The sequence below is a fragment of the Ignavibacteriales bacterium genome, assembly GCA_015709675.1.
Taxonomy (GTDB): Bacteria; Bacteroidota; Ignavibacteria; order Ignavibacteriales; family Ignavibacteriaceae; genus H2-BAC3.
In genome coordinates this window covers 1569455-1583839 of record CP054182.1, presented here as the reverse complement: position 1 = coordinate 1583839, position 14385 = coordinate 1569455, and the positions used below count along the sequence as shown (strand labels likewise).

Below are 14385 nucleotides of genomic sequence, written 5' to 3'. Positions count from 1 at the left end.
TGCTTTAATCGTTCAATGAACTTTTTTTAGTATCCGGTCTGACCGGAGTGCATCCATAATTGAAAATGCAGAAGGGTCAAGCGACCAGTAAATCATGAATGCCCTGCCAATGATATGGTCTTCAGGCACGAATCCCCAGTACCGGCTGTCCATACTGTCATCACGGTTATCACCAAGAACAAAGTAATAATTTTTCTTTACAATATACTCTTCTGTTTCATACCCGTCAATGTGTACTTTGCCCCCTTCGACTGAGACCGCCGGTCTGCGCAGTTCACGGTTAATAAACACACGCCACTCATCAATGGTAAAAGGATTCAAATGAAGGGTATCCCCTGACTTTGGGACAAACAAAGGACCGTAGGAAAGACTGCTCCACTCCTTGCCCGGAGGGAAAATCCTGTCATCCCGCCATTCCTTTTTTTCTCTTTTATAAAATACACCTTCGGGGGTTTCCAGAGGCCGGCCGTTAATATAAACCGTGTCTTTGCGGATAACAACAATATCTCCCGGTAGTGCTGCGATTCTCTTTATATAATTTTCCTGACGGGAGGGAATGTATTCATCCCTGTCACCGGGATACTGAAACACAAGCACATCATTCCGCTCCGGCTGTGAAAAATCGGGCAGGTTAAAAACGGGGAATTTAATACTGGTAAAAGGAATTTCGAATTCGTTAAGATGCCCGTATGAAAGTTTCTCAACAAGTATAAGGTCACCGGGAAGCAGTGTGTTTTCCATGGAAGAGGTGGGAATGCGGTATGCCTCAAGCACAAATGTTCTGAGGAAAATAACCAGAATAATTGCAATAATGGTCACGCGTATATATTCCCTCACGCTCAGACCAAAGTGCCTGCTCCTGACGGGCTTTTCTTCAGGAAGGTCAGCCCGGTCTTCCATCAGTCCTCTATCTGCAGAACCGCCAGGAATGCCTCCTGCGGTATCTCAACGTTGCCCACCTGTTTCATCCGCTTCTTTCCTTCTTTCTGTTTTTCAAGCAGTTTGCGCTTACGGGATATATCACCGCCGTAACATTTGGCAAGAACGTTTTTACGGAGCGCTTTAACGGTGGATTTTGATATTACTTTAGTTCCAATAGCCGCCTGAATGGAAATTTCAAACATCTGTTTGGGTATCAAATCTTTCAGTTTGTCGCAGACTTTCCTGCCCCAGTCATACGCTTTGGAGCGGTGCACAATCATGGAGAGGGAGTCAACCGCCTCGCCATTGAGCAGTATATCAAGACGCACCAGATCAGATTCTTTATAGCCAATCAGTTCGTAATCGAACGATGCATAACCGCGTGTTGTGGATTTCAGTTTGTCATAAAAATCAAAAATGATTTCAGCCAGCGGAAATTCAAATGTCAGATCAGCACGGGTCGGATCAAGATATGAAGTGTTTTTATACTGCCCCCGCTTGTCCATCGCAAGCTTCATGATATTGCCCACATATTCACTCGGGCACACAATCTGTGCCTTTACATACGGCTCTTCAATTATTTCAAGATCTCCAACGGCGGGCATATCAGCAGGGTTATCAACTATGACCTGTTCCCCGCTTTTTTTGTACGCGATATACTCAACGTTAGGAAGTGTTGTGATAATGGACTGATTAAACTCACGGTAAAGCCGCTCCTGCACAATTTCCATGTGAAGCAGACCAAGGAATCCGCACCGGAAACCAAACCCGAGTGCTGCTGATGACTCCGGCTGTGAGACCAGAGCGGAATCATTCAGTTTAAACTTTTCGAGAGCATCACGTAAATCTTCAAAATCTTCTGAGTTCGTGGGGAAAAGCCCGCTATATACCATCGGCTTTACTTCCTGATAACCAGGCAGAGGAGCAGGCGCACCGTCTTTTTGCGTTGTTATGGTGTCACCCACTTTGGTATCATGAACATCTTTAATGCCGGAAATAAGATAGCCCACATTGCCCGCGCTCAGTTCATTCGTACGGATTTTTTTAAGACCAAGTACGCCAACCTCTTCAGCTTCATGCTGTATATCATGCGCAAAGAAACGGAGTTTGTCTTTTTCGCGCAGAGTACCGTTCATGATCCGTATATATGCAATTGCTCCGCGGTAGGAGTCGAATATGGAATCAAATATCAGCGCCTGAAGCGGTGCGGCCGGGTCGCCCTTAGGTGCGGGTATTTTTTTAACCACTGCTTCAAGAATATCTTCAATGCCGAGCTTTGCTTTTGCGCTGGCAAGCACGATATCCTCATCCTTACAGCCGATCAGGTCAATCACCTGATGCTTAATTCTTTCCGGCTCAGCGCTGGGGAGGTCAATTTTGTTCAGAACCGGCACAATTTCCAGACCGGAGTTTATGGCCATATAAAGGTTACTGATGGTCTGAGCTTCCACCCCCTGAGAGGCATCCACAATCAGAACTGCCCCTTCACAGGCAGCCAGAGAACGGGAGACCTCATAGGCGAAGTCAACGTGTCCCGGAGTATCAATCAGGTTAAGGGTATAGTTTTTACCGTCCCGCGCTTTGTACTGCATCTGAATAGCGTGGGATTTAATGGTAATCCCCCGTTCCCTTTCCAGGTCCATATCATCAAGAATCTGGTTCTTGGCTTCCCGGGCGGTTATAGTGCCGGTATGCTCAAGAAGACAGTCCGCAATGGTGGATTTACCATGGTCAATGTGGGCAATTATGCAGAAATTCCGAATATTTTCCATAAACTCGTAAAAAGTGAATTGCAAATATACTCAATTTGCAGGGAGGGGGAAATGGAATTAGGGGGTGTTTTGGGCTGACCGCAGCCGGTTCAGGATGCACTAAATTTTATATCAAAATAAAAACCCCCGACTGCTGTGGCTGCCGGGGGTTATTATTTGTTATTTATACTTGGCTCTAAAAATGAAGGACTTAAAGGACTCCGAAGACATTAGCGACAATCTGGTGAATTGTGCTCACCTATTCATACTTCATACTTCATAATTCATTGACCTATTGTCTCGTGAGGTGGCGGTATTTTATTCTGTGGGGCTGGTCTGCATCAATGCCGAGCCGCTCTTTGCGCTTAGCTTCATACTCAGAGTAGCTGCCTTCAAAAAAGACTACTTTACTTTCCCCTTCAAAAGCCAGAATATGAGTAACAATGCGGTCAAGGAACCACCGGTCGTGAGAGATAATCAGTGCGCAGCCGGCGAAGTTTTCGATGCCTTCTTCAAGGGCACGCATGGTGTTCACATCCAGATCATTGGTCGGCTCATCAAGTAAAAGTACATTTGCTTCTTCTTTGAGCATAAGCGCAAGCTGCACACGGTTTCTTTCTCCGCCAGAGAGCACAGAAACTTTTTTCTGCTGGTCTGCTCCGGAAAAGTTAAACTGTGCCACATAAGCACGAGAGTTCACCTGACGGTTTCCCAGTGTTATGATATCCTCACCGCCTGAAACCAGTTCCCAGATTGACTTATCAGCTTTAAGCGCTTCGCGGTTCTGATCTGCATAAGCGAGTTTTACTGTTTCACCTACTATAAGATTTCCTGCATCAGGTTTCTCAACACCGTTAATCATTTTAAAGAGAGTTGTTTTACCTGCTCCGTTAGGTCCGATGATTCCAACGATGGCTCCTGCCGGAATGGAGAAATTCATATCCTCAACCAGGATATTATCTCCATACGCTTTCATCACACCTTCGGCATTGATTACGGTATTGCCGAGGCGCGGCCCGGGCGGTATATATAACTGAAGTTCTTTTTCACGCTGTTCGTTTTTCTGCGCGAGCAGGTTTTCATAAGCGGTAATTCTTGCTTTTGATTTTGCATGACGTGCTTTTGGTGCCATGCGAATCCATTCCAACTCTCTGGCAAGCGTCCGCTGGCGTTCAGACTCCCGTTTCTCTTCAAGAGCAAGACGCTGCTGCTTCTGCTCAAGCCAGGAGGAGTAATTTCCTTTGTATGGAATTCCCTCACCGTTATCAAGCTCAAGAATCCATCCAGCTACATTATCAAGAAAGTAACGGTCGTGGGTTACTGCAATAACTGTTCCTGCATATTCCTGCAGATGGCGCTCAAGCCATGCAACAGTTTCAGCATCAAGATGGTTTGTTGGTTCATCAAGCAGCAATATATCCGGCTTGGTGAGCAGCAGACGGCAGAGTGCAACACGGCGCTTTTCTCCGCCTGATAAAACTTTTACCGGAGTATCTCCGTCCGGACAGCGGAGTGCATCCATCGCCATTTCAAGGCGTGCATCAAGATCCCATGCGTTATTTGCATCAAGTTTTTCCTGAACCTCTCCCTGTTTTTCGAGGAGCCTAGTCATCTCGTCATCATCCATCGGCTCGGCAAACTTTGCGTTAATTTCATCAAACTCCCTTAGCAGGTCAACAATGTTCTGCACACTCTGCTGGACGATTTCCTTTACGGTCTTGGTTTCATCAAGCTGCGGTTCCTGTTCAAGATAGCCGATTGTGTAACCGGGGGAAACCGTAGTTTCGCCGTTAAACTCTTTATCAACTCCGGCAAGGATTTTTAAGAGACTGCTTTTCCCCGAGCCGTTAAGACCGAGAACACCGATTTTTGCCCCGTAAAAGTAGGAGAGGTAAATATCCTTAAGGACTGCTTTTTTGTTATAATATTTGCTTACCCCTATCATGGAGTAAATTATTTTATTGACTTCAACTGCCAAAGTGTGGGTTTCCTGAAATGAAAAAAAATTGAACCGTAAATATCCGAATATCCGGAGAGTTCTTAAAGGGGAATTCTGATCTGGTTTGAGACTTATTCAGGACACAAAGCCCTCACAATAAGTAAGAAGGGACATCCCCGGCTTGTCAAAAGACCGGTCCCCAATCGTACTCAACTGGTCCCCGAGTGCACTCAACCGGTCCCCGAGCGTACTCAACCGGTCCCCGCTCCGACTTGTCGGAGGAGGGGCGGTCCCCGAGCGGAGTCGAGGGGTCTTACTTTCTCGCCACCGAAAACATCGTATCAAGCAGGGAAGTTTCTCCTCTGCTTCTCACAATGGTCGGATGAAACGGAAAATTCTCCAGATATTCTTTATTAAAAGGGGGTTTATGATAAAAGACCAGTGCTGCATTAACGCGCAGCCGGTTGAAAGAGTCAATTAGGGCATATGAGAAAGCCAGCCGGTTTTTCGCTTTAACGGAAAACTGCCAGACACTCATATGTTCACAGTTAAGTAAACGGTTCCTTAAATTGCCCGCCTCGCCGATATAAAGCAGCCGTTCCATAACCATACCAGGGCTGTGATCGGGCCGTGAGGCCTCATAAACACAGAATACACCGGAACTATCCGGAAGATTATGAATCTCATCTTCCGTGATATAACCCATAAAATTAAGCGTATATGAATACGCGGATTTCAAAGCCTCCTTACCGGGGCTTTTCTGTTCCTGCATGAAAAAAACCTATTTAATCAAGTGAAAGAAAGCAGTGTACCGGCAAAGGGATTGATTTATACTGACGAAAATAACCCGAGAGTCAGCCCCTTTGCTGATTAACCATGAAGTCTGATAGAATTCCTGACAGTGAAATCAGATTTTCACAACGGAATGTTACTTAAATTTGTTCAGATAAAAAAACCCGTGTGATGAAGACCAAATGAAGCAAAAAATCACAAAAGAATTTAAATCCGCACATAGAATTAAGGGCGCTGTCAGAGACAAAACATCACTGATGAAGTTGAGGAAGAAAATCCTCTCCTTTTACGCAAAGGAGGGGCGTGATCTGCCCTGGAGGAACACAAACAACCCATACCATATTCTGGTATCAGAGTTTATGCTTCAGCAGACTCAGGCGGGCAGGGTACGTGAATATTATGAACGGTTTATTTCAAAACTCCCTGATCTTCAGTCATTAGCCCGGGTAAAAACACCTGTTCTCCTGAAACTCTGGTCAGGACTGGGATACAACTCACGGGCGCTCCGGCTCCGTACGGCAGCTCAGGAATTACTCAGAATCTATGACGGAAAATTTCCGCAGGAGGAAAAATTGCTACAGAAGCTCCCCGGAATAGGCGAATATACCTCCGCTGCAATTCTTGCGTTTGCGTTTAATAAACCCGTTCCGGTTGTTGATATTAATATACGGCGGGTTTTGCTGCACGAACTTGGACTGGATAACAGCGTAAGTAATGATGAGCTGAGAGTAATCGCGAAACAGCTTATACCCCGCGGTAAGTCAGCCCTTTGGCATAATGCACTGATGGATTACGGTGCATCCCTTTCCGCCGGAGTAAAAAAACTCTACCCTCCATTAACCAAACAAAGCAGCTTTAAGGGTTCGAGACGCGAGGCGCGGGGATATATACTAAAAACACTGCTTAAAGAAAAAACAGCAGAAAAGAAGTCTCTCCTCTCGGGAATTCAGCATCCGGAAAAAGAAGATATACTCGCGCAGCTTGAGGAGGAAAATTTTCTGACGGTAAAAAATGGAATCGTCAGACTGAAATAACCCGGCATCAGAGCGGGTTAAAGACTATTCCCGCCAGGAGAGAATTTCATAACTCCCCGTTGCGGGGAACTCCGGCGGCGTATTGAGCAGCAACCGGCTATCATATCTGATATTCAGACTGTAACCCTTTAAGATAACGTTATCATTCTCGTTATATATATTTACCACCTGACCCTGTCTTTGAATAAGCCCGCCAACCAGCCGTATTACTCCCTGCTTGCCGATACTGTTTAAATTTTCAACGGTAATGCCCCCGCCAAAATTAAAAATGCTGCCGTGAATGGTTACATCACCTTTTGTTTCCGGTTTATCAGCAATAAGCACATTGTTCGATGCAACTATTCCAAGCATATCCGTGCATGAAGGATCAAGGGGGTTGCCCACATACGTGATATCATCATCAATAAATATATTACCGCTCCCGCCTCCTGAACTCGCTCCCGCATAAACAGTAACTCTTCCCTTTACCTTGCCTTTTATATGCAAATTCCCTTTATCAACAGCAATTACACCGTTTGCAGTTAAATTGCTGAGTGAAGTATTTGTCCAGGCCGCGGCAAGCGAAGTTTTATAGTTTACAGTTCCATTACTGAGGAATTCCAGCCACACATCATTGTAACCGGAAAACACTTTGCCCGAAGCCGTTGCAGCCGCATATACATCATTAAGATCTTCCGGGATGGTCAGGTTCACCCCGCCTTCATAACCGCCGTTAAAAATAGGCGTACTGCCCGGCGAACCATATTTTATTCCTTTGCTTGCAGTAACTTTACCCATAAATACCGGTGAACCGTTCACGTTAAGAAATCCCTGCACATGCATTGGTCCCCACACGGTATCACCAGTTACATAAAAGATATTACCGGGTGCAATTGCAGCATAGTAGGCAAATCTTCCGAAATTACTTGTACTTAGAACAATTACGATTGTATCCTTATACGCACTGGTCTGTGAGATTGCTGTTATTTCTTTTTTGGTTGAACTTAAATCTTTAACCGTTATGGATATTTTACCCCCCATAAATGATGTTCCTGAATAGTTTGACTCCCATTCGGGATCAATAAATATCTGATTGCAGGCAAGGTTAGCCGCCGCCACGGCAAGGTCTCTTGCTGCAATTTTTGAATAATAGTCTGAATAGGTGATGACTGAGCCTGACTGCGATGTAATCAGATTTTGCTGATAGAGCATGAAGATCATCGAAAAACCAATAACCAGGATTATGGATGCTTTGCCAAACATAGATATATACTCCTATCTGTTCTTCAGATTTCTTGCTGATACACGTATCTGCCTCCAGAACGCAAGCGCATACTGCTCATCTACTGAATTAGCGCTCTCTACCCGAACCGATATCTGAATTGCGGCAATTCTTCCTGTCTCTGAAGCCGGCAGGGGCAGAGGAAGCGTATCTGAAAGTGCATCAAAGAACAGCAGTGAAAATTCAGTAACACCCGGATTTGGTGTGACCCTGGCTCCCGGATCAATACGGCGGTAGAGAATTCTGTCCCGGGGATTGGGCGTTGAGGCCAGATCAGAGAGCGGCCCTATATAATAGGTTACTGTATCAATCACCCCGTTGTTATCTATATCGCCCGCGAACTTTATGCGCGAGGTATCTGCCACAAGGATTGACTTAGCGGGGGTGGGCAGCAGAGCAGGATCTGAACTGTATCCAAGCCGTTTTATATCTCTTTCAAGAAAATCAACCACACTCACCAGATTAGACTGATTGATGATATCAGAGTTATAATAATACATATTGGTCAGCACATTCTGATTGACAGAATGAAGTGATGCCATCATAATTCCCCCGATCACCAGTGCGCCGATAATATCAAGAATCGTTGTAGTACCCATACTGCTACCTGAAGTACCAGTAACTGAGAACGGTTGACATCATCACGGTATCCTGCATGCTCGGGCTGCTTACATAAACGGAAAACTGCTTGTGCCAGGTTGGCGTGGATGAAGCGGTAAGATTCACCGGCTCAAGATAGCGTACTTTGGAGATGATAGTATATACAGCAGATGGGAGCGTGGAATCTGTTTCGGAATAATTATGATAATCGTCAATATCATCAAACAATGTGTGATCCGTCTCACCCGAATCAGCGCCAAAAGAAACCGGAAAAGTAAGCAGCGCGGTGCTGGTCAGCGGATTATTATAGGTGTTTTCATCAAATGAGAGACGCGTGGCAAGTTCAATCCGTGATGTAGCAAGTGAAATGGCAGTAAGTCCGAATTTGGAATTCTGCGTAATATCCTGCGTGCGGAGGATGTTTGAATTCATCCGTACTGATAGCATGGTCAGCAGCATCATTGCAAGTATGGTCAGAAGACTCTGCTGTGTACCCATTTTTTATCCTGCTGCATGGTGAAGTTCCTTTCTGAAACGGTTTCGTGTATTCTGCCGCCATGAACCATCTGAAAGAAAATTAAAAGAGACACTGATTGAATATAAATAATTTTTTTTGATAATGAAGTGATAAACCGGAAGAGAGCTGATGCGTACCTCACAGATCACATTTTCTCAAGTACCATTCCCCCGCCTCAAAAATCTTCATGATTAGATCATAAGGGATAATAAAAAAATCCCCTGCCTCTTTGAACAAGGCGGGGGATCATTTTTTAAGGTAAAACGGGAAAAATTAGTGGCCGAGGCCGTTTGCTTCCAGCCAGCGCTCTGCATCCAGAGCAGCCATACATCCGGTACCAGCTGCGGTTATTGCCTGCCGGTATTTGCTGTCAGCCACATCTCCGGCCGCAAAAACGCCCGGAATGTTGGTGGCGGTTGAGCCGGGTTTTACGATCAGGTAGCCGTTTTCATCCATATCAAGGACACCCTTAAAGAGCGAAGTATTGGGCTGATGTCCGATAGCGATAAAAAGGCCGTTTGCTTCCTCAACAGTTATCTCACCTGTTTTGGTATCCTTCAATTTTACACCGGTCATAACCTTGCGTCCGTTTTCTTCGCTTCCGAGAACTTCAACGGGAACTTTGCTGGTCACAATTCTGATCTTCGGATTTTTCTTCACTCTGTCAACCATAACCTTGGAAGCTCTGAACTCATCCCGGCGGTGAACCAGAACAACCTCCGCGGCATGCTTTGTCAGGTATGATGCTTCTTCCATTGCAGTATCCCCGCCGCCAATAATAAGCACCTTCTGGTTTTTAAAAAAGAAGCCGTCGCAGGTAGCACAGGCAGAAACACCGTAACCCATAAATTTCTTTTCGCTCTCCAGTCCCAGAAGTTTTGCTGAAGCCCCGGTGGAGATAATAACCGCGTCAGCAGTATGCACTTCATCATAAGATTCAATCACGAACGGATGTCTGCTGAAGTCAACTTTTGTTACTTCTTTATAAAATGACTTTGCCCCGAAGCGTGCTGCCTGGGCTCGCATAATATCCATTAACTGGGGCCCCTGAATGCCATGCTCAAATCCGGGATAATTTTCCACCTCAGTGGTAATGGTAAGCTGTCCGCCTGGCTGAAGTCCTTCAAAGATTACAGGACTCAGGTTAGCACGGCCATTATAGAGTGCTGCGGTAAGTCCGGCAGGGCCGGAACCGATAATAAGTACTTTGTGATGATTTTCGCTCATTATGATCTTTCAAAAAAATTAAATATAATGATAATATGATACCCAACCCGTTTCAAGGATTCACTTCCTTCCCCCTTCATTTGTGTCCTTCCTGCTCAGAAAATCCGCGTTCCGCTTCAGACCTTTCAGTTTTGTTCTCAGCACGGGACTGCCGCTAAACCGGTCACGGAATTTTCCGTTATCAAGATCAGAAATATATTGAAGAGAAAGACTTGTTTCACCATGTCTGGGAAGAAATCCTTTTTCTGAGCTGAGCGCCCCGAATTTATTATTCCACGGACAGACATCCTGGCAGACATCACAGCCAAAAATCCAGCCGTCAAACTTTCCGTCAAATTCCGAACTAATTTCCCCTTTATTTTCAATGGTGAGATAGGATATACATTTGCCCGCATCTACCTGCCAGGGCTGCACTATAGCACCGGTGGGGCAGGCATCAATGCAGGCGGTGCAGCTCCCGCAGAAATCTTCAAGAGGTGTGTCCGGAGCTAAAACAAGATTCGTAAAAATATTCGCGATAAAAAACCAGCTTCCTTTTTCCCGGCTGATAATGTTGGTATGCTTTCCCATCCACCCTAAACCTGCTCTCACTGCCCATACTTTATCCATGACAGGACCTGTATCCACATAATAACGGAAGGTAAACTCCGGATATATCCCGCGGATTGCGGCACACATTTTTTCCAGCCGCTCCCACATGATATAGTGATAATCATCCCCCCACGCATACCGTGAAATCTTGCCTTCCCCTTCCCTGTGTTCATGCTGATCGGGTGTGTTATATATCATCCCTAGGGAGATAACCGAACGGACACCTTCATGCACAAGCGCGGGATTTTTCCGTTTGTCCTGATTCCGTTCCATATACGCCATTCCGGCATGATATCCGCGCTCAAGCCATGCACCAAGATGAACGGATTCTTTCTCAAGTTCTTCAGCATTCGCGAAACCGCACAACTCAAAACCGAATTCCGCGGCAAGTCTTCGGATAATATCTTCCCGGCTGAGTTCCATCACTTACCAGGAATACTTTTTAGGGATAAACTTTGCATAGATCACCCCCTGCCTGACATGGACTGGATACGAAGTAATCCCCCTTCTGCCATCCGGCTGCATTCCGGTTTCCAGAGAAAATGACCACCCGTGTGATGGACAGACGACAAATCCCTGTTCAAGAAATCCCTCATGCAAAATATTTGAATGCTGATGCGGACAGATATTGTCCGTCACATAGACCCTGCCCTTCACCAGAAACACCGCCAGAGGATGTTCATCCATATATATCCGTTTTCCCCTGCCCTCCTGCAGTTCAGAAAGTAGGCAGATTTTAATATACCCTTCTTCCACCTCCTACAGCTCCTTCAGCATCTCTGCGGCATGGAATCCTTTGCCTGAGAGTACGGCATTTGAGCCGGCAAAAAAGGGATCATGCTGATAGACAAGAATCCAGTTTTCATCAGCTGCACGCCTGAGAATCTCCTTTTTCTCGGCGAGAGTCACAAGCGGCTGAAGGTCATAGCCCATGATATACGGGAGCGGCAGATGTGATGAGGTAGGAAAAAGATCTCCGCAGAAGAAAAGTGTTGTGTTCCCGTCCGATATCAGCGGAAGCTGCTGTCCGAAAGTGTGTCCGTTAAATTCAGGGAGTGAAATTTCTTCATCAAACCGGTACTCTTCCTGATCAATCAGTCTTAAAACACCTTCCTTCATGAGCGGTTCAAAATTTTCTTTTATGTAACTGCCGCGGTCCCTGTCAGAAGGATTCATCCCCCATTCAAAATTGGTTTTTCTCACATGATATACTGCGTTCGGAAATGCAGGCAGAAGCTGCTCACCTCTTCTGAGAGTTGAACCTCCCGTATGGTCAAAATGGAGATGAGTAAGAATCACATCGGTTATATCCTCAGGTGCTGCCCCATACTGCTTCAGTCCGCTGAAAAGAGGATTCTCTTCAAAATGATAGTTATATATTACTCTGGATTTTTCCTCCCATTTCACCCCCATGCCGGTATCAATCAGAATGGTTCTGGATGATGAACGCAGCAGAAGCACCCTTGCAGCCATGGCAATACGGTTCTTTTCATCGGGCGGATTGGATTTTTCCCACAGCGGCCGGGGGATAATGCCAAACATTGCCCCTCCGTCCAGCGAAAATCTTCCGGTTTCAACCGAAACAATCTCATATTTTCCTATCTTCATCATACTTTCATTATTTTTATTGCTTCAATCTAAAGAATTCCGGCGAACTGATAAACTTTTTTACCAATACTTCTGCATGATACAATTTAAAGCGCTCGGGGGAGCAATGGAAATCGGGGCTAACAGCTACTATATTAACTTCTTTGGAACAGGCATCATCCTCGACTGCGGTCAGCATCCCCGCAAAGAGGGCTATGATTCCCTCCCTGATTTCAGTCTGATCGAAAATGACCCGGTAGATTATGTCATAATTACCCACGCTCATCAGGATCATCTTAATTCCCTCCCCTTTCTGGTAAAGCTGCATCCATACATTCAGGTTATTGCCACACCCGCGACAAGAGATATTGCGGAACTGACACTTCATAACGCACTCAACATCATGAGGGAAGAGCTTGACCCTATTGAAGCAAAAAAGCTTTTCTCCCATGATGAAATAGAGATGCTCACCGGAAGTATTATCGTACTCCCCTATGATAAACCGCTGGAGATTGCCGGACATAAACATAAGCTGAATGAAGAAATTACCCTTACCTTCCGGGATGCAGGGCATATACTCGGCTCGGCAATGGTTTTCCTGGAATGCGCAGGCAGAAGTATATGCTATACGGGCGATATCAATCCTTTTGACCAGGCAGTAATTAAGGGCGCTTCCTGGAAGGGGTTCCGTGCTGATTTGCTGATTATGGAATCAACCTACGGCCTTACTCCGGATACAGATTATAAGCCATGGCAGAAAGAAAAGGAACGGCTCGGTGCTGAACTGAACAAAGTGTTTAATAAGGGGGGGTCCGTTCTGATGCCGGTTTTCTCCCTCGGCAAACTGCAGGAACTCCTGACCACTATCTGGCAGCTGATGCACAAACGGAAAGTGCCATTTACTGATATATACATTAACGGAATCGGGATGAAGATTAACCGGCTTTATGATCGTCACCGCTATCTGGTGAATATGGTTGACCCGAACTTCCAGGTGACAGCTACCGGTTACAGGAACATAACCACGCTCGACAAAAAAGAGGATCTTTTTAAGGAGCCATGCATTGTTATGGCATCAAGCGGCATGATGAATGAGGGAACGCTCTCTTACACTCTTGCTCCTCTTTTCCTGCAGCAGAAAGACTCCGCCATATTTACCGCGGGATATATGGACCCGGAGTCGCCTGGGCACGCGGTAGCAAACGCGAAAAAAGGGGATCATATATATTACCCTGGTCACACAAAAGCGCTTCCGGTTAAATGCAGCATCAGGCGGTTCAGGTTCAGCGCCCACTCTTCAGCAGAAGGGCTGATAAAGATAGCCGCGGGAATCAATCCTGAACGAATTATCCTGGTACATGGTGATGAAGGGGCTGTTCTGGCGATGGGGAGTATGCTGATAAAAAAAATGCCGCATGTAAAAATTCATGCGGCAGAACAGGGGAAACTTTTAGAGTTCTGATTACCAGATATTCTTCGGGTAATCATAAGAATCCTCTGCCGAGGGATTCTGTTTTTCTCTGGCTGATTCTTCCTTTGTGACTTTGGATAATCTTACTCTGCGATTCGGCTTATGTCCGTTATCCGGAATACGTGTTTCGCGGTGTGCATCAGTGGCAAGGTTTTCCGGAATCTCTTCCGAAGAAATTACTTCTGCGTCTGATACTACGGTTTCAGGTATTTCACTGATAAGAGATGCAACTTTTTTCTCCGCAAGATAGCGGATTGATTTAGCCCTCAGTTCATTCAGTTTTTCTGATTCAACGGTCAGATATCCTGCTACTAAAGCGCCTTTTTCAATGGTAACTTCCGCGCAGGTGAGATTTCCCAGAACCGCTGCTGTACTTTTCAGATAAATCGTACGGGCGCAGTGTAAATTTCCCAGCACCTTCCCTGCCATATATACATTCGGGGATTTAACATTGCCAAAAACTTCTGCTTCCTCCCCAATATATACATCACCTCCTGAGATAATACTACCGGTAATGGTTCCGAAGAAATAGACTGGCGATTCGCTGTTAAGGTCACCTGACAATACCGTACCCGCGGCAATATGTGTGATACTGCCTGAAGATGGTGCGGCGCTATTGTCTTTAAAAATACTAAATAAGCTCATGAATCCTTACTTTTCTGTTTCCCCGCAGGATAAAAAATCCTCTCCCGTA

General features: G+C 45.7%; 14 protein-coding genes. 2 read left to right on the top strand and 12 right to left on the bottom strand.

Annotation, left to right across the window (positions count from 1 at the left end):
- Positions 1-12: 12 nt before the first annotated feature.
- From lepB to HRU80_05855, 4 genes are all read right to left on the bottom strand, one after another.
- A complete protein-coding gene (gene lepB / locus HRU80_05870) occupies positions 13-900 on the bottom strand; it encodes a signal peptidase I (protein ID QOJ28423.1) in 888 nt (295 codons plus the stop codon).
- Positions 900-2693 carry an elongation factor 4 gene (gene lepA, locus HRU80_05865; protein ID QOJ28422.1) on the bottom strand — a complete coding sequence of 598 codons (1794 nt, stop codon included), beginning with the start codon at positions 2691-2693 and terminating at the stop codon, positions 900-902. Before lepA ends, lepB begins: the two co-directional genes overlap by 1 nt.
- Before the next feature lie 271 nt (positions 2694-2964).
- Positions 2965-4650, bottom strand: coding sequence for an energy-dependent translational throttle protein EttA (ettA, locus tag HRU80_05860; GenBank protein QOJ28421.1), 1686 nt, complete (start codon positions 4648-4650; stop codon positions 2965-2967).
- Between the two features lie 274 nt (positions 4651-4924).
- Entirely contained in the window at positions 4925-5350 is a 426-nt protein-coding gene (locus HRU80_05855) for a GIY-YIG nuclease family protein (protein ID QOJ28420.1), read from the bottom strand.
- A 235-nt stretch (positions 5351-5585) separates the two neighbouring features.
- On the opposite strand from HRU80_05855, the gene HRU80_05850 reads away from it, so the two are divergent.
- On the top strand, positions 5586-6437 hold the full coding sequence (locus HRU80_05850; GenBank protein ID QOJ28419.1) for a Fe-S cluster assembly protein HesB: 852 nt from the start codon (positions 5586-5588) through the stop codon (positions 6435-6437).
- A gap of 24 nt (positions 6438-6461) precedes the next feature.
- Here the strand turns inward: HRU80_05850 and HRU80_05845 are convergent, their stop codons facing one another.
- From HRU80_05845 to HRU80_05815, 7 genes are all read right to left on the bottom strand, one after another.
- Entirely contained in the window at positions 6462-7679 is a 1218-nt protein-coding gene (locus tag HRU80_05845; GenBank protein ID QOJ28418.1) for a hypothetical protein, read from the bottom strand.
- A gap of 12 nt (positions 7680-7691) precedes the next feature.
- Positions 7692-8297 (bottom strand): hypothetical protein, encoded by a 606-nt coding sequence (locus HRU80_05840; protein ID QOJ28417.1) that lies wholly within the window; start codon positions 8295-8297, stop codon positions 7692-7694.
- 4 nt (positions 8298-8301) lie between these two features.
- Positions 8302-8796: a hypothetical protein gene (locus HRU80_05835; protein ID QOJ28416.1), complete on the bottom strand. Its 495-nt coding sequence runs from the start codon at positions 8794-8796 to the stop codon at positions 8302-8304.
- 292 nt (positions 8797-9088) lie between these two features.
- Entirely contained in the window at positions 9089-10042 is a 954-nt protein-coding gene (trxB, locus tag HRU80_05830; GenBank protein ID QOJ28415.1) for a thioredoxin-disulfide reductase, read from the bottom strand.
- A gap of 60 nt (positions 10043-10102) precedes the next feature.
- Positions 10103-11056 carry a tRNA epoxyqueuosine(34) reductase QueG gene (gene queG, locus HRU80_05825; protein QOJ28414.1) on the bottom strand — a complete coding sequence of 318 codons (954 nt, stop codon included), beginning with the start codon at positions 11054-11056 and terminating at the stop codon, positions 10103-10105.
- Between the two features lie 3 nt (positions 11057-11059).
- Positions 11060-11389 (bottom strand): Rieske (2Fe-2S) protein, encoded by a 330-nt coding sequence (locus HRU80_05820; protein QOJ28413.1) that lies wholly within the window; start codon positions 11387-11389, stop codon positions 11060-11062.
- Between the two features lie 3 nt (positions 11390-11392).
- Positions 11393-12241 (bottom strand): MBL fold metallo-hydrolase, encoded by an 849-nt coding sequence (locus HRU80_05815; GenBank protein QOJ30471.1) that lies wholly within the window; start codon positions 12239-12241, stop codon positions 11393-11395.
- 76 nt (positions 12242-12317) lie between these two features.
- Between HRU80_05815 and HRU80_05810 the strand changes: the two genes are divergently transcribed.
- On the top strand, positions 12318-13682 hold the full coding sequence (locus HRU80_05810) for an MBL fold metallo-hydrolase (GenBank protein QOJ28412.1): 1365 nt from the start codon (positions 12318-12320) through the stop codon (positions 13680-13682).
- Here HRU80_05810 and HRU80_05805 read toward each other — a convergent pair whose 3' ends face one another.
- Positions 13683-14336: a polymer-forming cytoskeletal protein gene (locus HRU80_05805; protein QOJ28411.1), complete on the bottom strand. Its 654-nt coding sequence runs from the start codon at positions 14334-14336 to the stop codon at positions 13683-13685.
- Positions 14337-14385 lie beyond the last annotated feature (49 nt).

Bases quoted from the DNA above. Each gene is read 5' to 3' on its own strand.
- lepB (QOJ28423.1), bottom strand. From the start codon at position 900: ATGGAAGACCGGGCTGACCTTCCTGAAGAAAAGCCCGTCAGGAGCAGG.
- lepA (QOJ28422.1), bottom strand. From the start codon at position 2,693: ATGGAAAATATTCGGAATTTCTGCATAATTGCCCACATTGACCATGGT.
- HRU80_05850 (QOJ28419.1), top strand. From the start codon at position 5,586: ATGAAGCAAAAAATCACAAAAGAATTTAAATCCGCACATAGAATTAAG.
- HRU80_05845 (QOJ28418.1), bottom strand. From the start codon at position 7,679: ATGTTTGGCAAAGCATCCATAATCCTGGTTATTGGTTTTTCGATGATC.
- HRU80_05840 (QOJ28417.1), bottom strand. From the start codon at position 8,297: ATGGGTACTACAACGATTCTTGATATTATCGGCGCACTGGTGATCGGG.
- HRU80_05835 (QOJ28416.1), bottom strand. From the start codon at position 8,796: ATGGGTACACAGCAGAGTCTTCTGACCATACTTGCAATGATGCTGCTG.
- trxB (QOJ28415.1), bottom strand. From the start codon at position 10,042: ATGAGCGAAAATCATCACAAAGTACTTATTATCGGTTCCGGCCCTGCC.
- queG (QOJ28414.1), bottom strand. From the start codon at position 11,056: ATGGAACTCAGCCGGGAAGATATTATCCGAAGACTTGCCGCGGAATTC.
- HRU80_05815 (QOJ30471.1), bottom strand. From the start codon at position 12,241: ATGAAGATAGGAAAATATGAGATTGTTTCGGTTGAAACCGGAAGATTT.
- HRU80_05810 (QOJ28412.1), top strand. From the start codon at position 12,318: ATGATACAATTTAAAGCGCTCGGGGGAGCAATGGAAATCGGGGCTAAC.
- HRU80_05805 (QOJ28411.1), bottom strand. From the start codon at position 14,336: ATGAGCTTATTTAGTATTTTTAAAGACAATAGCGCCGCACCATCTTCA.